This window comes from Plantactinospora sp. KBS50 (assembly GCF_002285795.1).
In the GTDB taxonomy this organism is placed as follows: domain Bacteria; phylum Actinomycetota; class Actinomycetes; order Mycobacteriales; family Micromonosporaceae; genus KBS50.
The window spans coordinates 1,483,436-1,500,975 of record NZ_CP022961.1; the positions used below are offsets into that span (position 1 = coordinate 1,483,436).

Genomic DNA, 17,540 nt, shown 5'->3' on the forward strand with positions numbered 1-17,540 from the left:
CAGCGAGGGCCGTGAGGGCGTGGCGAAGGAGATCCGGCAATGACCATTCACACCCTCTCCGTCCTGGTGGAGAACAAGCCGGGCGTGCTGGCCCGGGTGGCGGGGCTGTTCTCCCGGCGCGGATTCAACATCGACTCGTTGGCCGTGGGGGAGACCGAGAACCCCGAGGTCTCCCGGATCACGATCGTGGTCAACGCCGAGACCTCGCCACTGGAGCAGGTCACCAAGCAGCTCAACAAGCTGGTCAACGTACTGAAGATCGTGGAGCTGGATCCGGTGGTCTCGGTGGCTCGGGAACTTCTGCTGGTCAAGGTGCGGGTCGACCGGTCCGCCCGGTCCCAGGTGCTGGAGACCGTGGACCTGTTCCGGGCGCGTGTCGTGGACGTCTCCCCGGAGACCCTCACGATCGAGGCCACCGGCACGCCCGACAAGCTGGAAGCGCTGCTGCGCGACCTCGAACCGTTCGGCATCAAGGAGATGGTCCAGTCCGGGCTGGTGGCGATCGGCCGGGGCTCCCGGTCCATCGCCGCCGGCCCCGCGCTGCGGGCCGCGTGACCGGCGAGCCACCCGGCCGCCGTAGGAAAGGGAAGAGTTCATGAGCGTTGAGGTGTACTACGACGACGACGCCGACCTGGGGGTCATCCAGGGCCGCACGGTCGCGGTGATCGGGTACGGCAGCCAGGGGCACGCGCACGCGCTGTCGCTGCGGGACTCCGGCGTCGACGTGGTGGTCGGCCTGCCCGAGGGTTCCAAGAGCCGGGCCAAGGCACAGGAGCAGGGCCTTGTGGTGCGTACGCCGGCCGAGGCGGCGCAGGCGGCCGACGTGATCATGATTCTCGCGCCGGACACCGTGCAGCGCACGCTCTACGCCGAGTCGATCGCGCCGCACCTGTCCGCGGGCAAGGCGCTGCTCTTCGGCCACGGTTTCAACATCCGGTACGGCTTCATCTCCCCGCCGGCCGACGTGGACGTGGCGATGGTGGCCCCGAAGGGACCGGGCCACCTGGTCCGCCGGCAGTACGTCGACGGCAAGGGCGTGCCGTGCCTGGTGGCGATCGAGCAGGACGCCAGCGGGAACGCGCTGGCGCTGGCGCTGGCGTACGCCAAGGGGATCGGCGGGACGCGGGCCGGGGTGATCCGGACCAGCTTCGCCGAGGAGACCGAGACCGACCTGTTCGGCGAGCAGGCGGTGCTCTGCGGCGGCGCCTCCGCGCTGGTGCAGACGGGCTTCGAGGTGCTCACCGAGGCCGGGTACGCCCCGGAGATCGCGTACTTCGAGTGCCTGCACGAGCTGAAGCTGATCGTCGACCTGATGTACGAGGGCGGCATCGCCCGGATGCGGTACAGCGTCTCCGACACGGCCGAGTACGGCGACTACTCGCGCGGACCGCGCGTGATCGACGCACGGGTCAAGGATGAGATGCGGCGGATCCTCGCGGAGATCAAGGCCGGGGACTTCGCCCGGGAGTGGATCGCCGAGGACGACGCGGGTCGGCCGAACTTCACCAAGTGGCGGGCCGAGGGCGCGGCGCACCCGATCGAGGAGACCGGTCAGAAGCTGCGCGGCATGATGAGCTGGGTGGACCGGCCGATCACCGAGACCGCCTAGCCGGTCCGCCGGTCCGGTCCGCCGGTCCGTTCCGGGGCCGGTGTTCCCCGCCGAGAAGCCGTTGATCAAGGCGTTTGTGCCGCGGTAAGCGCTTACCGTGGTCACAGACGCCTTGATCAATGTGCCTGTGGCCGCGATTCGACGGCGATCCGGCCGCGATCCGGCCGCGGTCGGACCGGGGCGGGGGCGCGATCGGACCGGGGCGGGGGGCGCGGCCCGGTGTGCGGGATGCGGGCGCGGGGTCGGTGCGGCGACCGGCCCGGAGCGCGGGCCGTTGGTGATCTTGCGCGTGATGTCGGGTTTGTGAGGGCGCTCACCCGGGCTGCCCGGTCGGGGTGGTGGCGGCCTACGATCGGCGGTGAGCGCGCCGGCCCGGGTCGGCGCCGTCACCCGAGATTCTCCACTGGCACACGGATCGGCCCGGTGACACCGCGCGGTGCTGCCCGGCCTGTGACATGGACCGGTGTGGGGTGCAGAGCTGCGCTCCCGCCGCCGACCCATCCAGACGACATCTACGAGGACCAATGACTCCTGTCGTACTGATCGCCGAAGAACTCGCTCCCGCCGCCATTGACGTGCTTGCCCACGATTTCGACGTACGGCACGTGGACGGCACCGACCGCCCGGCACTGCTGGCCGCGCTCGCCTCCGCCGACGCGGTGATCGTGCGCAGCGCCACCCAGATCGACGCCGAGGCGGTGGCCGCGGCCACCCGACTCAAGGTGGTGGCCCGGGCCGGTGTCGGGCTGGACAACGTGGACGTGCCGGCCGCCACCGCCCGCGGAATCATGGTGGTCAACGCGCCCACCTCCAACATCGTGTCGGCCGCCGAGCAGGCCGTCGCGCTGCTGCTGGCGGTGGCCCGGCACACCGCGAGCGCCAGCTCGGCGCTGAAGGCCGGTGAGTGGAAGCGGTCCCGGTACACGGGCGTCGAGGTGCAGGGCAAGACCGTGGGCGTGGTCGGGCTCGGCCGGATCGGCGTGTTGTTCGCGCAGCGGATGGCGGCGTTCGGCACCCGGCTCATCGCGTACGACCCGTACATCCAGCCGGCCCGCGCGGCCCAGCTCGGTGTCCGGCTGGTGGGGCTGGACGAACTGCTGCGGGACAGCGACTTCATCTCGATCCACCTGCCCAAGACGCCCGAGACGGTCGGCCTGATCGGCGAGAAGGAGCTGTCGATCGTCAAGCCCGGCGTGCGCATCGTCAACGCCGCCCGCGGCGGCCTGGTGGACGAGGAGGCCCTGGCGCACGCCCTGGCCGAGGGCCGGGTCGGTGGCGCCGGCATCGACGTGTACGCCAAGGAGCCGTGCACGGCGTCGCCGCTGTTCGCCTTCGACAACGTGGTCGCCACCCCGCACCTGGGCGCCTCCACGGCCGAGGCGCAGGACAAGGCCGGGCTCGCGGTGGCCCGCAGCGTCAAGCTCGCGTTGCAGGGCGAGTTCGTCCCGGACGCGGTGAACGTGCAGGCCGGCGGCGTGGTCGCCGAGGACGTCCGGCCGCTGCTGCCGCTGGCCGAGAAGCTGGGCAAGGTCTTCACGGCCGTCGCCGGGCAGGTCGCCGCGAGCGTGACCGTGGAGGTCCGGGGCGAGATCGTCGAGAACGACGTGTCGGTGCTGCGGCTCGCGGCCACCAAGGGCCTCTTCACCTCGGTGGTGGAGGAGCAGGTCAGCTACGTCAACGCCCCGCACCTGGCCGCGGACCGCGGCGTCGAGGTGGAGCTGTCGGCGATCGCCGAGACCAGCGAGCAGCCCAACCTGGTGACGGTACGCGGCGCCCTGCCGGACGGCCGGACCGTCAGCGTCTCGGGCACCGTGGTGGGCGGCCCGGGTGGCCGCGACGTGGTGAAGCTGACCGAGGTGGACGGCTTCGACCTGGAGCTGGGCGCCGAGGGCATCCTGCTGTTCTTCCGGTACGCGGACCGGCCCGGTGTGGTCGGCACGGTGGGCTCGATCCTCGGCGAGGCCGGGGTCAACATCGCGGCCATGCAGGTGGCCCGGCGGGAGGCCGGCGGCGAGGCGCTGATGACCCTCACCGTCGACTCGGCGGTCGGGGTCGAGCTGCTCGACTCGGCGGCCGCCTCGATCGGTGCCACCGCCGCGAGCGCCGTGGACCTGCGCGACGAGTAGCGGCGGGCAGCCCTTCCCGGTGACCGGCCCCCGTGGTGCCGCCCCAGGCGGCGGGACCACGGGGGCCGGTCTTCGTGCCGGGGGACTCCGCTACCGGGTGGCCGGCACGGGCTGTGCGGGCGCGGGGCCGACGTACCGGGCCGCCGGACGGATGATCTTGCTGTCCTGCGCCTGCTCCAGCACGTTGGCGCACCAGCCGATCACCCGGCTGGCGGCGAAGGTCGGGGTGAACATCTCCCGCGGCAGCCCGCAGAGTTCCATCACGACGCCGGCGTAGAACTCCACGTTGGTGTGCAGTTCCCGGCCGGGCTTCAGCTCGGCCAGCAGCTCCAGCACCCGCCGCTCCACCGTCACGGCGAAGTCGACCAGGTCGCCGCCGAGCGACCCGGCGATCTCCCGCAGCATCCGCGAGCGGGGATCCTCGGTGCGGTAGACGGGGTGGCCGAAGCCCATGATGCGCTCGCCGGCCAGCACCCGGTCCCGGATCCAGTCGTCGACGCGGTCCGGGGTGCCGATCGCGTCGAGGGTGTCCAGCGCCCGGCTGGGCGCCCCGCCGTGCAGCGGCCCGGAGAGCGCGCCGAGCGCACCGCAGAGGCAGGCCGCCAGGTCGGCGCCGGTCGAGGCGATGACCCGGGCGGTGAAGGTGGAGGCGTTGAAGCCGTGGTCGATGGTGGAGATGAGGTACCGCTCGATGGCCCGGGCGTGCGCCGGCTCGGGTTCCCGACCGGTGAGCATGTAGAGGTAGTTGGCGGCGTACCCGAGGTCGTCCCGCGGTTGCACCGGTTCCGCGCCGGTGCGCAGCCGGTGCAGCGCGGTGAGCAGGGTGGGGGTGAGCGCGCAGGCGGCGAGCGCGTCGGCGCGCCGGGTGGCCGGGTCGGTGTCCAGCAGCGGGCGCATCCCGTGGATCGGGCCGGCCAGCGACAGCGCGGTGCGCAGCCCGTCCAGCGGGCTGGTGCCGGTGTCCCGGGCGATCGGGGGCAGCAGCGGCCGGAGCGCGTCGGGGATCCGGCGCAGCGGGGCGATCTCGGCCGCGAACGCCGACCAGCCGGCCGGGTCCGGCAGCTCGCCGTCGATGAGCAGTGCCCAGACGTCCTCCAGGGTGCAGGCGGTGGCCAGCTCGATCGCGGAGTACTGCCGGTAGTGGTAGAAGCCCTCCCGGCCGCGTCGACCCGGGCGCACCCGTACGCGGTGGTCGCCGCCGGGCTCGGCGCCTTCGAGGGGCCGTTGCACGGCGCCGCCGCGAGCCGGGCGTACCGGCTGGTGGGTCAGGCCGTCGAGACCGGCGACCCGGTCGCGGTGTACGCGGAGTCGCTGCGCACCGGCGGCCCGGACGAGGCGATGGTGCACCGGCCGCACCCGCTGTACCCGTCCGGCGACGTGCGGGCCGCGGCCCTGCTGGACCTGTTGGCGGCGATGCCCACCGAGCCGCGGGTCCGGGCGGCGGTGGACGGCCTGCTGGCGGTGATCCGGCAGCACTCGTCCCGCCACCCCACCGTGGAGTTCGCGCTGGCCGCGCTCGCGCACGCGGGTGGGATGATCCCGGACGCCGGCGAGGCCGTCTTCGCGATCGCCCGGACCGCCGGGTGGATCGCGCACGCGATGGAGGAGTACCGGGAGGCGGGGTTGCGGTTCCGGTTTCGCGGCACCTACACGGGGGCGCGGCCCAGGTGAGCGCCGATCCGGATCACCGACGAGCCTTGCGGGCGGTTACGCAGGTTCGATAGCGTATTGACGAGGTTACCCGATGAGCTTCCCGGCGCAGGGCTCGTCTTCGGGTGACGAGGCGCGGCGTCGCATCGGGTGACTGGCTCCACCCCCGACGAGCGTGAGATATGCGCATACGTCGATGATCGGCCCTCACGATCGTTGCCGAGGCCGTGAGGGCCGATCAACGGGCGGGGTGCGCCGGCCTCAGTCCGCCGCGAACAGCGCGCGGTAGCCGTCGGTGGTGGGAAACCAGTCGTAGCCGGCCGGCCCGGCCGCGAACAGCGCGGTGGCGTAACCGTCCGCAACGGACAGTTGTGGTCCGAGCACGGTCGCCGCGGTGAGGTGGTGCACCGGCGCCCCGGTGTGCGGGTCGACGACGTGGTTGCGCCGCCCGCCGACTCCGGAGGTACCCACCGCCCCGGCGGTCATCTCCAGCACCAGTGGCGGCCGGCGGCGGTCCCGGGTCGGGTCGTGCACCGCAATGCGCCACGGCCCGCCGTGCGGCGCGTGACCGCGTACCAGCAGGTCGGCGCCGCTCTGCACGGCGTAGTCGGAGATGCCCGCGGCGCGCAGCCGGGCGGCGGCCCGGTCGACGGCCCAGCCGATGAGCGGGCCGCCGGGGTCGAAGCCGCCGGGCACCGCCCAGGCGTCGAACCAGCCGTCGGTGGCGGCCCGCATCGCGGCGCAGCGGTCCACGACGTCGGCCAGTGGCGGGTACGCGTCGGCGGCGATCTCGCCGCGGCGAAGCCGTGCCACCAGGCTGTCGGCGCGCAGCGGGCTGTAGGTGACGTCGATCGCCCGCAGTTCGGCGACCGCGTCGGCGATGGCCTCGCTCAGGCCGCGCCGGCCCAGCCGGGCGGGTGCGTTGAGCACCAGCCGGAACTCGGCGGTGGAGGTCTGCACGGTGTGCCGGGCGACGATGCGGTTGGCCGGTGTCCCGGTGAACGGGCGCAGCGGTCCGCCGCCGTCCACCCCGAGCCGCAGATCCGGCGGCTCCACCCGGTCCAGCGTCGATCCGGCCGTTCGGCCGGCACGGTTTCCCATCATCGTCTCGCCCCCCTGTGCGCAACGGAGATCACGCTAGGTGTTGAACATGTCGGAAGGTTGGATCGACGCTGTGAATAGCCTGTACCCTCCGTCACTATCCCATTATGTGAGACGTGCATACTGAGAAACGGGACGAAGACTACGGTGCCCAGAACGGGCAGCGACGGACGGGAGCAGGACGTGGCGCGGATCGCGGTGGTGGCCGGCGACGGCATCGGACCCGAGGTGATCGGTGAGGCCCGCAAGGTGATCGACGCGGTGCTGCCCGGCGTCGAGGCGACCGGGTACGACCTCGGCGCCGCGCGCTACCACCGCACCGGCGAGGTCCTGCCCGACAGCGTCCTGACCGAGCTGGCCGAGCACGACGCGATCCTGCTCGGCGCCGTCGGCGACCCCGACGTGCCGCCCGGGGTGCTGGAGCGCGGGCTGCTGCTGCGCCTGCGGTTCGCCTTCGACCAGTACGTCAACCTCCGGCCGTCGCGGCTCTGGCCGGGCACGGCCGGGCCGCTGGCCGACATCAAGGCCGGCGACATCGACCTGGTCGTGGTCCGCGAGGGCACCGAGGGCCTGTACGCGGGCGCCGGCGGGGTGCTGCACCGGGACACGCCGGCGGAGATCGCCACCGAGGAGAGCCTGAACACCCGGCACGGCGTCGAGCGGGTCATCCGCGACGCGTTCGCCCGGGCGCAGCGGCGGCCCCGCCGCCGGGTCACCCTCGTGCACAAGAGCAACGTGCTGACCCACGCCGGGTCGCTGTGGACCCGGACCTTCGCCGAGGTGGCGGCCGAGCACCCGACGGTCGAGACCGAGTACCAGCACGTCGACGCCGCGGCCATGTACCTGGTCACCCAGCCCCAGCGGTACGACGTGGTGGTGACCGACAACCTGTTCGGGGACATCCTCACCGACATCGCCGCGGCGGTCACCGGCGGGATCGGGCTGGCCGCCAGCGGCTGCATCAACCCGGAGCGGCGCTACCCGTCGATGTTCGAGCCGGTGCACGGCTCGGCCCCGGACATCGCCGGCCGCGGCGTGGCCGACCCGGTGGCCGCGGTGCTGTCGGCGGGTCTGCTGCTGGAGCACCTCGGCCACCCCGGCGCGGCCGAGCGGGTCTCCCGGGCGGTCGCGGCCGAACTGGCCGGCCGGGTCCCCGGCGCCGCACTGCGCACCGCCGAGGTCGGCGACCGGCTCGCCGCCGCCGTATCCTGACCCGCGCCTCCGGTCGGCGACATTTGCACACCGGCGACCGGAGGTTCCCACTGAACGAGCGTTCGGGGTAGGTTTCAGGGACTCGGTTTCTCCGGCGGACGTCTCCCGCCGGATCCAGCATGGAGGTCAGCGCAATGAGCGGTGGTGACAAGCTCGACTTCGAGATTCGTCCGAATCCGGCCCCGGTAGCCGCCGCCGAGCGAGCCGCACTGCTGGCCAACCCCGGATTCGGCCGGATCTTCACCGATCACATGGTCACCATCCGGTACGCCGAGGAGAAGGGCTGGTACGACGCCCGGGTCGAGGCCCGCGCCGCCATCCCGATGGACCCGGCCGCAGCCGTGCTGCACTACGCGCAGGAGATCTTCGAGGGGCTCAAGGCGTACCACGCCGCGGACGGCGGGGTGACGATGTTCCGGCCCGAGGCCAACGCGGCCCGGTTCGTCGCCTCGGCCAACCGGATGGCCATGCCGGCGCTGCCCGAGCAGGCGTTCCTGGACTCGCTGCGGCACCTCGTGGAGATCGACCGCGAGTGGATCCCCACGGCCGACGGCGGCAGCCTCTACCTGCGGCCGTTCATGTTCGCCAGCGAGGCCTTCCTCGGGGTGCGCCCGGCCAAGGAATTTCTCTACGTGGTGATCGCCTCCCCGGTGGGCGCCTACTTCACCGGCGGCGTGCAGCCGGTGACCGTCTGGATCTCGCCCAACTACACCCGCGCCGCGCCGGGCGGGACGGGCGCGGCGAAGTGCGGGGGCAACTACGCCAACTCGCTTGTCGCCAAGGCCGAGGCCGTCGCGCACGGCTGTGACGACGTGGTGTTCCTGGACGCCGCCGAGCGCCGGACCATCGACGAGATGAGCGGGATGAACGTGTTCATCGTGCTCGACGACGGCAGCCTGGTCACCCCGCCGCTGACCGGGACGATCCTGGCCGGCATCACCCGGGAGTCGGTGCTGATGCTCGCCGGGCGGGACGGGCGGACCGTGACCGAGCGCCCGTTCAGCCTGGACGAGTGGCGCGACGGGGTGGCCAGCGGCCGGGTCCGGGAGGCGTTCGCCTGCGGCACGGCCGCGGTGATCACACCGATCGGCCGGGTGCGCACCCCGGACGGCGACTTCACCATCGGCGACGGTGGGCCGGGCGAGGTCACCATGGGCCTGCGCCAGCAGCTCATCGACATCCAGCGCGGCCGCGCCGAGGACCCGTTCGGCTGGGTGCACCGGCTCCGCTGAGCGCGGGCGATCAGTCCAGCAGGTGCCCGCGGAGCGCCGCGATGCGATCCGCGGGCAGGCCGGTGGACCGGACGTACCCCTCGACGTCGCCGTGCCGGGCGCGCAGCCCGGTGAGGAAGCCGGCCATCGCCTCGGCCGGCGACGCCAGGAACGGCGGCGGCAGTTCCCCGTCCGGGGACTGGCCGCGCGCCCACTCCCGGTACCGCTCGCCGGCCGCGGTGCTGAGCGCGTAGTCGGCCGCGATGTCCGCGTCGGCCACGCCGAGCAGGGCGAGGGTGAGCGCGCAGACCATCCCGGTGCGGTCCTTGCCGGCCACGCAGTGCACCACCGCGGGCGCGTTGTCCGTGTCGGCGATCACCTCAAGCGCCGCCGCGATGCCGGCGGCGCCGGTCTCGGCCATCTCCAGGTACCGCGTCGCGAGGTAGTCGGACAGCCCGCCGGCGCCGTCGTACGGGGTCTCCTCCCACGGCCGGTGCGCCAGTTCGAGGTGCCGGTAGACCAGCCCGTCGTACGCCGGTACCCGGCCGTCGCGGTCGACCTCGTCCGACCGGCGCAGGTCGATGACCGTGCGGATGCCCAGGTCGAGGAAGGTCTCGCGGTCCGCGCGGAGGCGGTGCAGCGAGTCGGAGCGGTAGAGCCGGCCCCGGCGCACCGACCGGCCACCGAGACCGGTGTGTCCCCCGCGTCGCGGAAGTTGAAGCATTCGGTGAAGGCGAGCGAGGCGTACTCGGATTCGGTGGTCATCCGGCCACGGTAGTCGCGGTTGGCGGCCGCGGGTAGCGCACGGTGCCGCCCGCGGCCACGCGACGGGCGTGGCCGCGGGCGGCAACCGCGGACGGTCGGGGGTCGGCCGGCGGTCAGCCGCGCTCGGGCGGGGGCGTGTGGCCGGGCTGCGGGGCCAGCCCGCCGGGCGGCATGGCCGAGGGCGCCGCGCCCTCGCCGACCGGCGGGGCCATCTCCCCGGGCGGTACGGCGGTGCCCGGCGCGGCGTAGGTGTCGCCGTAGTACCCGCCGAGCTGCGTGCGGTAGGCCGGGTCGGCGTGGCTCGCCTCGTCGTACTCGGGGGCGGCCTTGATCTGCTCCTTGTCCCGGTCGACGTAGACCTTCCGGTCGTCGTGGTCGACCCGCTCGATCACCCCGGCGGGCAGCAGGACCTTCCGGCCGAAGATCCACGGTCCGGTGTCCACCACCAGGAAGCTGTCGTCCGTGTCGTGGTTGGCCCGGTCCACCTTGCCGATGTGTCCGTCGGTGGCCTCCACCCGGTAGCCGACCAGGTCGGTGTCGCTGACCTCGTGCACGCCGTCCCGGTACGCCCACGCCTGGAACGGTGCGGGTCCGCCGTGCAGCCCCGGCTCGGCGATCGGCAGCAGGTGTTCGCGGTTATCCATCGGGGGCCTCCTCTGTCGTCGGTAGCGGTGCATCCGCGGAAGGCGGTACACAAGGACGTACCCGCGTGGCCGCAGCCGTACACCGCAGGTCGCGGCGCCCCGGCGCCGGGACGGACCGTCACAATCCGCAACCGTCCCGTCATGTGGATTTTTCTTCCCGGCACACGGCCGGAGTGGCAGAGTCAGCGACCGTGACGCACGTCGTCTCCACCATTACCAGCTAGCGCGCCCGGCCGACGGCCGAGCGCGCAGACCTCCCGCGACCAGCGGGGGGTCTTTTTGTTTGCTCCGGAGGGACTCCCATGACTTTCCAGGTGTTCGACACGACGCTGCGTGACGGTGCCCAGCGCGAGGGGATCACCTACTCGGTGATCGACAAGCTGGCCGTGGCCCGGTTGCTCGACGACTTCGGCGTCGGGTTCATCGAGGGCGGATGGCCGGGCGCCGTGCCCAAGGACACCGAGTTCTTCCGCCGAGCACAGCAGGAACTCGATCTCAAGCACGCGCAGTTGGTGGCGTTCGGCGCCACCCGCCGGGCCGGGTTGGCCGCGGCCGACGATCCCCAGGTGGCCGGCCTGCGCGAGGCCGGGACCCCGGCGGTGTGCCTGGTGGCCAAGTCCGACCTGCGGCACGTGGAGCGGGCGCTGCGGACCACCGCGGCGGAGAACCTGGCCATGGTGGGTGACACGGTGACGCACCTGGTGGCCGAGGGGCGGCGGGTGTTCCTCGACTGCGAGCACTTCTTCGACGGCTTCCGTTTCGATCCCCGGTACACCGCCTCGGTCGTCGAGACCGCGCTGGCCGCCGGGGCCGAGATCGCGGTGCTCTGCGACACCAACGGCGGCATGCTGCCGTCCCGGATCGCCGCGGCCATCGGCGAGCTGACCGACCTGCTCGGCATCCCGGCCGACCGGCTGGGGATCCACTGCCAGAACGACACCGGCTGCGCGGTGGCCAACACCATCGCCGCGGTGGAGGCCGGGGTCCGGCACGTGCAGGGGACCGCGAACGGGTACGGCGAGCGTCCGGGCAACGCCGACCTGTTCACCGTGGTCGGCAACCTCGAACTCAAGCTCGGCATGCGGGTGCTGCCGGCCGGCTGCCTGGACCGGATGGTGCACGTCGCGCACGCCATCGCCGAGATCGCGAACATCACCCCGGACACCCACCAGCCGTACGTGGGTGCGGCGGCGTTCGCGCACAAGGCCGGCCTGCACGCCAGCGCGATCAAGGTCGACCCGCTGCTGTACAACCACGTCGACCCGCCGGTGGTCGGCAACGACATGCGGATCCTGGTGACCGAGATGGCCGGCCGGGCCAGCATCGAACTGAAGTCGCGGCAGCTCGGCATCGACCTGGCCGACCAGCCCGAGACGCTCGGCCGGGTCACCCGGCGGGTCAAGGAGATGGAGGCCGGCGGGTGGTCGTTCGAGGCCGCCGACGCGTCGTTCGAGCTGCTGGTCCGCGACGAACTGGCCGATCAGGCCGTGGTCCGGCCGTTCACCCTGGAGTCGTACCGGGTGCTGGTCGAGCACCGCGAGGACGCCGCGGTGGTCTCCGAGGCGACCGTGAAGATCCGGGTACGCGGCGAGCGGGTGATCGCCACGGCGGAGGGCAACGGCCCGGTGAACGCCCTCGACGAGGCGCTGCGCAGCGCGCTGATCCGGCACTACCCCGCGCTGCGCGACTTCCGGCTGGCCGACTACAAGGTCCGGATCCTGGAGGACAGCCACGGCACCGACGCGGTGACCCGGGTACTGGTCGAGACGGCGGGCGCGGACGGCCGGGACTGGACCACCGTCGGGGTGCACCCGAACGTGGTGGAGGCGAGCTGGCACGCGCTGGTGGACGCGCTGGTGTACGGGCTGTCCCGGGCCGAGGTAAAAGCGTGAGAGCGAATAGAATTTGCATTTCATAAACGCCGGGGAGGGCAATGTGAATTGCTCTCCGGCGGTGCGCCGTTATTGACGGCAATCCTTTGTTGGTGTTACGTTCCGAGCAGGTTGCGACACGACTATCTCGGGCCCATAACACCTGCTCAGAGTGGGTGTAGGACAGATTTCTCCGGATCCGGCCACCGCATCGGTCCCCTGTGGGAGCCGCTGCGGAGGCTGGCGTGCGCTACGGGGGGCCGGGAAATTGTGAGCGGCGGTTCACGAAAGGGGGAGGGTGCCCGCGTCGTCGCGACCGCCTCGCCCGGGGAGATTCCTCGACCGAGGCAATTCCTCGACCCGCTTGGGCAGAAAAGAGATCCTCATGGCCAGATTCTCGCGTCGCAAGGCGACCACGGTGGCGATCGGCGCGTTCGCCCTCGCCCTGCTCGGCGGCGGTGTGGCAGCCGCGGCCCCGAACGACAGTCATCCGGCGGCCGCGCGGGCCGAACAGCCCGGCATCGGCGGCCCGGCCGCCGCCCGCGGCTCCGCCGCCCAGCCGGCGGTCAGCAAGGCGGAGGCGGCCGCGGCCCGCGCCGCGCTCGCGCCGTCGGACGCGACGGTGGCCGACGCGGGCACCAAGCCCGAGTTCGCCGTGGTCGAGTCCAACGGCACCCTGGTCCGGGGCTACCACGCCGTCTCGGCCGCCCGGCTCGGTGTGGGTGAGTACCAGGTCGTGTTCACCCACGACGTGCGGCAGTCGGCGTACGTCGCCACCACCGGGTTCACCGGATCGCTGTACGTTCCGCCGCCCGGGATCGTTGTGGTGGCGGGCCGGACCGGCATCTCGAACGGGGTGTTCATCGCGACGTACGACACCAACGGTGCGCTGGTCGACCGGGCGTTCCACCTCGTCGTGACCTCCTGAGCCACACCGGCACCGCTACCGGCCCCCACCCCGACCCGGGGTGGGGGCCGGTAGCGGTACCGGCCCGGGTCCTCAGCCGGCCGGCAGGGCCAGCTCGGCCAGCAGCGCCCGGTGGTCGCTGTGCGGCAACCGGTGCACGCCCACGGCGCGTACCGCGATCCGCCGGTCCACCAGCACGTGATCGATGGCCACCGGCGGGATGAGGTCGCCGTCGTACGGTCCCCAGGTGCCCTGCCAACCCGCGCCGACCCGGTCGGCCGCGTCGGCGTACCCGCTGCCGAGCAGCGCCCGCAGCGGCGGGTGGTCGAGGGTGGCGTTGAAGTCGCCGGCCAGGATCCGCAGCGTGCCCTCCGGGGTGGCCCGTGGCTCGGCGGTGAGATCGGTGCGCCAGTCACCGACCGCCGAGAGCGCGTACGGCGCCATCGGATGCGCCGACTCCACCACCACCGGCGCCGCGCCGGGCGGCCGGATCGTCCCGTGCGCCTGGCTGAAGCCGCCGGCGTTGCGCCGGATGCCGCCGGCCGCGATGGGGAAGCGGGAGTACAACCCGGAGCCGGTGCTGCCCACCTCCGGATTGAGCTGCCGGTACGGCAGCAGCTCGGCCAGGCCGAGCCGGTCCAGCGCGGCCGCGATGTCCGGGGTGAACTCCTGCACGGTGAGCACGTCGACCCGGTTGTCCCGGACGAGGTCGACAAGCGCCCCCGGGTCGGCGTTGCCCAGCCACAGGTTGGCGGTGAGCACCCGTACGGTCGGCCCGCCGGCCGCCGGACCGGGGTCGGGCAGCATCCGGGGGAGCACCGCGCCGGCCAGCGCGAGCGCCGCCAGCCCGGCCAGCAGGGCCGGCCGCCAGCGACGCAGGCCGAGCAGCAGCGCCGTGCCGGCCAGCGCGGCCAGTGCGGCGTACGGGGTGAAGGCCAGCGCCTGCACGAGCGGGCCGCGGGCGGGTGCGGCCAGCCGGAGCACCGCCCAGCCGGCGCAGCCCGCGGCGATCGCCCAGCAGACCGTGGTGCGGGTGCGGCGGCGCCGGACCGGTCCGTCGGTGTTCCGTCCGTCCGCGCCCGCCATGGGGCACACGGTAGCCGGACCGGGTTCGTCCCGGCCGGCCCGGCCCGGCGCGGCTGGCCGGGCCGCCCGGCTTTCCGGTCGTCCCGGCCCGGCCGGCCCGGTCGCGCCGACCGTCGGGCCGGGACGAACCGGCCCCCGGCGACCCGCGGTCGGGCCACACTGGGCCGGGGTGGCGTGCCGCGGTCGGGCCGGTGGGTGTCGGCGGGCCGGGCTCTTCCCGTCGGTTCGGGCGATGTGAGCAATTCTCGGGTTTGATCAGGCTTCGCGGGGGAAGCTTGCACCGTGACGGACATGTCGGACAGCTTGGCCAGCCTGCCCAGCACGGTCGGGAACGCTGCGGTCGCCACCGACCTCGAACAGACGCTGTTCGAGGTCAAACGGGTGATCGTGGGACAGGACCAACTGGTCGAACGGCTGCTCACCGCCCTGCTCGCCGACGGGCACTGCCTGCTGGAGGGCGTACCGGGGGTGGCCAAGACGCTCGCGGCGCAGAGCCTCGCCCGGGCCGTCGGCGGCACCTTCTCCCGGATCCAGTTCACCCCGGACCTCGTGCCCTCGGACATCGTCGGCACCCGCATCTACCGCGCCTCGTCGGAGAACTTCGACGTCGAACTCGGCCCGGTGATGGCCAACCTCGTGCTGGCCGACGAGATCAACCGGGCGCCCGCGAAGGTGCAGTCCGCGCTGCTGGAGGCGATGGCCGAGCGGCAGGTGTCCATCGGCGGACGGACCTACCCGGTGCCCACCCCCTTCCTCGTGCTGGCCACCCAGAACCCGATCGAGTCCGAGGGGGTCTACCAACTCCCCGAGGCGCAGCGGGACCGGTTCCTCATGAAGGTCACCGTCGGCTACCCGAGCGACGCCGACGAACTGGCCATCCTCTACCGGATGAGCGCCGACCGGCCCCGGCCGCGCCAGGTGCTCGACCCCGAACGCCTGCTGGCGTTGCAGGCCCGCGCCCGCCGGGTCTTCGTGCACCACGCCCTCGCCGAGTACGTCGTACGCCTCGTGCTGGCCACCCGGGAGCCGGCCCGGTTCGGCCTGCCGGAACTGGCGCCGATGCTGGCCTACGGTGCCAGCCCGCGGGCCACCCTCGGCCTGGTCGCGGCGGCCCGGGCGCAGGCGCTGCTGCGCGGGCGCGACTACGTGCTCCCCGAGGACGTGCACCACCTCGCCCCGGACGTCCTCGCCCACCGGCTCGTGCTCTCCTTCGACGCGGTGGCCGACGGGGTGAGCGCCGACTGGCTGGTCCGCCGGCTCGTCGAGGCCGTACCGCCGCCCCGGGTCGCGCCGGCCCGGCCCCAGCCTGCCCCGGACCTGGCGGTGGCGTGAACGCGCCCGACCGGCCCGGCCTGCTGGCGCTGCGGGACCTCGCCCCGAGCGACCGGCTGCGCCGGCTCGAACTGACAGTGGCCCGGCGGCTGGACGGCCTGCTGCACGGCCAGCACCTCGGGCTGCTGCCCGGTCCCGGCACCGAGGTAGCGGGTAGCCGGGAGTACCGGCCGGGCGAGGACGAGGTACGCCGGATGGACTGGGCGGTCACCGCCCGGACCACCGTTCCGCACGTGCGGCAGACCGACGCCGACCGCGAACTGACCACCTGGGTCCTGGTGGACGCCTCGCCGAGCATGGACTTCGGCACCGCCGAGGTGGAGAAGCGGGACGTGGCCGCCGCCGCGGTGGCGGCCGTCGGCTTCCTCAGCGCCGGGGTCGGGCACCGGCTCGGTGGGCACATCCTCACCGCGACCGGGGTACGCCGGTTCCCGGCCCGAGCGGGCCGCAACCACCTGCTCGGGTTGCTCCGCGCGCTGCTCGGTACGCCCCGCGCCGAACCCGTGGACCCCGCCTCGGGGCGTACCGCGGCTCCGGCTCCCGCGGGTCCGGCGGGTCCGGCGGGTCCGGCGCCGGACGGTGCGGGCGCGCCGGTCGACCTGGCCGCCGCCATCGAGGGCCTGCACCGCTGCGCCACCCGGCGCGGCCTCGCGGTGGTGGTGTCCGACTTCCTCGACGGGCTGCCCGAATCCGACACCGCGGCACCGGACTGGGAACGCCCGCTGCGCCGGCTCGCCACCCGGCACGAGGTGCTGGCCGTGGACGTCACCGACCCGCGCGAGCTGGAACTGCCCGACGTCGGGCTGATCACCTTCACCGACCCGGAGACGGGCCGGCGCCGGGAGATCTCCACCGGCGACCGCCGGCTGCGGGACCGCTTCGCCGCCGCGGCGGCGGCCCAGCGCGACCAGGTGGCCGCCGCGGTACGCCGGGCCGGGGCGACCCGGCTGGAACTGCGGACCGACCGGGACTGGGTGGCCGACATCGTCCGGCACGTGCACCTGCGTCGCCGGTTGGCCGGCGTGTCCCGGCCCGCCCACGCCTGCGGAGGTGCGCCGTGACCCTGGAGTCACCGCAACGGCTCTGGCTGCTGCTCGCGGTGGCGGCGCTGGCCTACGCCTACGTCCGGATACAGCGCCGCCGCAGCCGGTACGCCGTGCGCTTCACCAACCTGCGGCTGCTGGACCGGGTCGCGCCGTACCGGCCGGCCTGGCGCCGGCACGTACCGGCAAGCCTGTTCCTGGCGATGTTCGCGCTGCTGGTGGTGGGTTTCGCGCGGCCCGCGGCGGACGTGCAGGTGCCCCGGGAGCGCGCCACCGTGATGATCGCGGTGGACGTGTCGACCTCGATGCTCGCCGACGACGTGGACCCGGACCGGCTGACCGCGGCCAAGGAGGCCGCGGTGAAGTTCGTCGGCAAGCTGCCCGACGAGTTCAACGTGGGGCTGGTGGCCTTCGCCGGCAGCGCGGCGGTGATCGTCCCGCCGGGCACCGACCGGGCGGCGCTCAAGTCCGGCATCCGGCGGCTCTCCGAGAGCAGCACCGGGGTCCAGGGCACGGCGATCGGCGAGGCCATCGACGCCTCGCTGGGTGCCATCAGGCAACTCGACCCGGAGGCGACCAACAACCCGCCACCGGCGCGGATCGTGCTGCTCTCGGACGGGGCGAACACCTCCGGGAAGGACCCGCAGGCGGCCGGCGAGGACGCGGTGCAGGCGCACGTGCCGGTGCACACGATCTCGTTCGGCACCCCGACCGGCTCGGTGGACCGGGGCGGCCGGCCGATCCGGGTGCCGGTGGACGGCGAGACCCTCCAGGCGGTCGCGGAACAGACCGGCGGCGGCTACCACGAGGCCGGCTCCAGCGCGGAGCTGCGGGCCGTCTACGAGGACATCGGCCGGTCGGTCGGTTACCAGACCAAGCGTCAGGACATCTCGGCCCGGTTCATCGGCCTGGGCCTGCTGCTGGCGGCGGGCGGCGCCGTCGGCTCGATGGTGTGGTTCTCCCGCCTGCCCTGACGGTGGGCG

At 73.5% G+C, this 17,540-nt stretch carries 15 protein-coding genes and 1 pseudogene; 11 read left to right on the forward strand and 5 right to left on the reverse strand.

Features of this window, described 5'->3' with window-relative positions; all coding sequences use genetic code 11:
• Positions 1–39 precede the first annotated feature (39 nt).
• The 3 genes from ilvN (at position 40) to serA (ending at position 3,735) form a co-directional block, all read left to right on the forward strand.
• The gene (ilvN, locus tag CIK06_RS06760) at positions 40–555 is read left to right on the forward strand and encodes an acetolactate synthase small subunit (protein ID WP_095564092.1); all 516 of its coding nucleotides are present in this window, start codon (positions 40–42) and stop codon (positions 553–555) included.
• Positions 556–595: 40 nt separating this feature from the next.
• Entirely contained in the window at positions 596–1,609 is a 1,014-nt protein-coding gene (gene ilvC / locus CIK06_RS06765; protein WP_095564093.1) for a ketol-acid reductoisomerase, read from the forward strand.
• Positions 1,610–2,133: 524 nt separating this feature from the next.
• Positions 2,134–3,735, forward strand: a complete 1,602-nt coding sequence (serA, locus tag CIK06_RS06770) for a phosphoglycerate dehydrogenase (RefSeq protein ID WP_095564094.1) — start codon at positions 2,134–2,136, stop codon at positions 3,733–3,735.
• Between the two features lie 90 nt (positions 3,736–3,825).
• Here the strand turns inward: serA and CIK06_RS06775 are convergent, their stop codons facing one another.
• Positions 3,826–4,914: a citrate synthase gene (locus tag CIK06_RS06775; RefSeq protein WP_198348125.1), complete on the reverse strand. Its 1,089-nt coding sequence runs from the start codon at positions 4,912–4,914 to the stop codon at positions 3,826–3,828.
• Here CIK06_RS06775 and CIK06_RS29155 point away from each other — a divergent pair.
• Positions 4,876–5,406: a citrate/2-methylcitrate synthase gene (locus tag CIK06_RS29155; RefSeq protein ID WP_198348126.1), complete on the forward strand. Its 531-nt coding sequence runs from the start codon at positions 4,876–4,878 to the stop codon at positions 5,404–5,406. The two genes, CIK06_RS06775 and CIK06_RS29155, sit on opposite strands and share 39 nt — an antisense overlap.
• A gap of 240 nt (positions 5,407–5,646) precedes the next feature.
• Here the strand turns inward: CIK06_RS29155 and CIK06_RS06785 are convergent, their stop codons facing one another.
• Positions 5,647–6,489 carry an FAD:protein FMN transferase gene (locus CIK06_RS06785; RefSeq protein ID WP_095564097.1) on the reverse strand — a complete coding sequence of 281 codons (843 nt, stop codon included), beginning with the start codon at positions 6,487–6,489 and terminating at the stop codon, positions 5,647–5,649.
• A gap of 180 nt (positions 6,490–6,669) precedes the next feature.
• Here CIK06_RS06785 and CIK06_RS06790 point away from each other — a divergent pair, with 180 nt between their 5' ends.
• On the forward strand, positions 6,670–7,698 hold the full coding sequence (locus CIK06_RS06790) for a 3-isopropylmalate dehydrogenase (protein WP_095564098.1): 1,029 nt from the start codon (positions 6,670–6,672) through the stop codon (positions 7,696–7,698).
• A 134-nt stretch (positions 7,699–7,832) separates the two neighbouring features.
• On the forward strand, positions 7,833–8,930 hold the full coding sequence (locus CIK06_RS06795) for a branched-chain amino acid aminotransferase (RefSeq protein WP_095564099.1): 1,098 nt from the start codon (positions 7,833–7,835) through the stop codon (positions 8,928–8,930).
• Between the two features lie 10 nt (positions 8,931–8,940).
• Here the strand turns inward: CIK06_RS06795 and CIK06_RS06800 are convergent, their stop codons facing one another.
• The gene (locus CIK06_RS06800; RefSeq protein ID WP_095564100.1) at positions 8,941–9,633 is read right to left on the reverse strand and encodes a tyrosine-protein phosphatase; all 693 of its coding nucleotides are present in this window, start codon (positions 9,631–9,633) and stop codon (positions 8,941–8,943) included.
• 268 nt (positions 9,634–9,901) lie between these two features.
• Positions 9,902–10,318: pseudogene (locus tag CIK06_RS06805) on the reverse strand (PRC-barrel domain-containing protein); the annotation flags it as partial.
• A 302-nt stretch (positions 10,319–10,620) separates the two neighbouring features.
• On the opposite strand from CIK06_RS06805, the gene cimA reads away from it, so the two are divergent.
• The gene (gene cimA, locus CIK06_RS06810) at positions 10,621–12,210 is read left to right on the forward strand and encodes a citramalate synthase (protein WP_095564101.1); all 1,590 of its coding nucleotides are present in this window, start codon (positions 10,621–10,623) and stop codon (positions 12,208–12,210) included.
• A 364-nt stretch (positions 12,211–12,574) separates the two neighbouring features.
• Positions 12,575–13,117, forward strand: a complete 543-nt coding sequence (locus CIK06_RS06815; RefSeq protein WP_095564102.1) for a hypothetical protein — start codon at positions 12,575–12,577, stop codon at positions 13,115–13,117.
• Between the two features lie 72 nt (positions 13,118–13,189).
• On the opposite strand, the gene CIK06_RS06820 is transcribed toward CIK06_RS06815, so the two are convergent.
• Entirely contained in the window at positions 13,190–14,182 is a 993-nt protein-coding gene (locus CIK06_RS06820; RefSeq protein WP_095564103.1) for an endonuclease/exonuclease/phosphatase family protein, read from the reverse strand.
• 282 nt (positions 14,183–14,464) lie between these two features.
• Between CIK06_RS06820 and CIK06_RS06825 the strand changes: the two genes are divergently transcribed.
• The 3 genes from CIK06_RS06825 to CIK06_RS06835 are packed head-to-tail and all read left to right on the forward strand — an operon-like array spanning position 14,465 to position 17,531.
• Positions 14,465–15,514: a MoxR family ATPase gene (locus tag CIK06_RS06825; RefSeq protein ID WP_095564104.1), complete on the forward strand. Its 1,050-nt coding sequence runs from the start codon at positions 14,465–14,467 to the stop codon at positions 15,512–15,514.
• Positions 15,511–16,575, forward strand: coding sequence for a DUF58 domain-containing protein (locus CIK06_RS06830; RefSeq protein WP_095564105.1), 1,065 nt, complete (start codon positions 15,511–15,513; stop codon positions 16,573–16,575). Before CIK06_RS06825 ends, CIK06_RS06830 begins: the two co-directional genes overlap by 4 nt.
• The gene (locus CIK06_RS06835; RefSeq protein ID WP_095564106.1) at positions 16,572–17,531 is read left to right on the forward strand and encodes a VWA domain-containing protein; all 960 of its coding nucleotides are present in this window, start codon (positions 16,572–16,574) and stop codon (positions 17,529–17,531) included. Before CIK06_RS06830 ends, CIK06_RS06835 begins: the two co-directional genes overlap by 4 nt.
• Positions 17,532–17,540: the final 9 nt, after the last annotated feature.

Coding starts and splice junctions, on each gene's coding strand:
- CIK06_RS06815 (WP_095564102.1), top strand. CDS start 12,575: ATGGCCAGATTCTCGCGTCGCAAGGCGACCACGGTGGCGATCGGCGCG.
- CIK06_RS06800 (WP_095564100.1), bottom strand. CDS start 9,633: ATGCTTCAACTTCCGCGACGCGGGGGACACACCGGTCTCGGTGGCCGG.
- CIK06_RS06795 (WP_095564099.1), top strand. CDS start 7,833: ATGAGCGGTGGTGACAAGCTCGACTTCGAGATTCGTCCGAATCCGGCC.
- CIK06_RS06785 (WP_095564097.1), bottom strand. CDS start 6,489: ATGATGGGAAACCGTGCCGGCCGAACGGCCGGATCGACGCTGGACCGG.
- ilvN (WP_095564092.1), top strand. CDS start 40: ATGACCATTCACACCCTCTCCGTCCTGGTGGAGAACAAGCCGGGCGTG.
- cimA (WP_095564101.1), top strand. CDS start 10,621: ATGACTTTCCAGGTGTTCGACACGACGCTGCGTGACGGTGCCCAGCGC.
- serA (WP_095564094.1), top strand. CDS start 2,134: ATGACTCCTGTCGTACTGATCGCCGAAGAACTCGCTCCCGCCGCCATT.
- CIK06_RS06820 (WP_095564103.1), bottom strand. CDS start 14,182: ATGGCGGGCGCGGACGGACGGAACACCGACGGACCGGTCCGGCGCCGC.
- ilvC (WP_095564093.1), top strand. CDS start 596: ATGAGCGTTGAGGTGTACTACGACGACGACGCCGACCTGGGGGTCATC.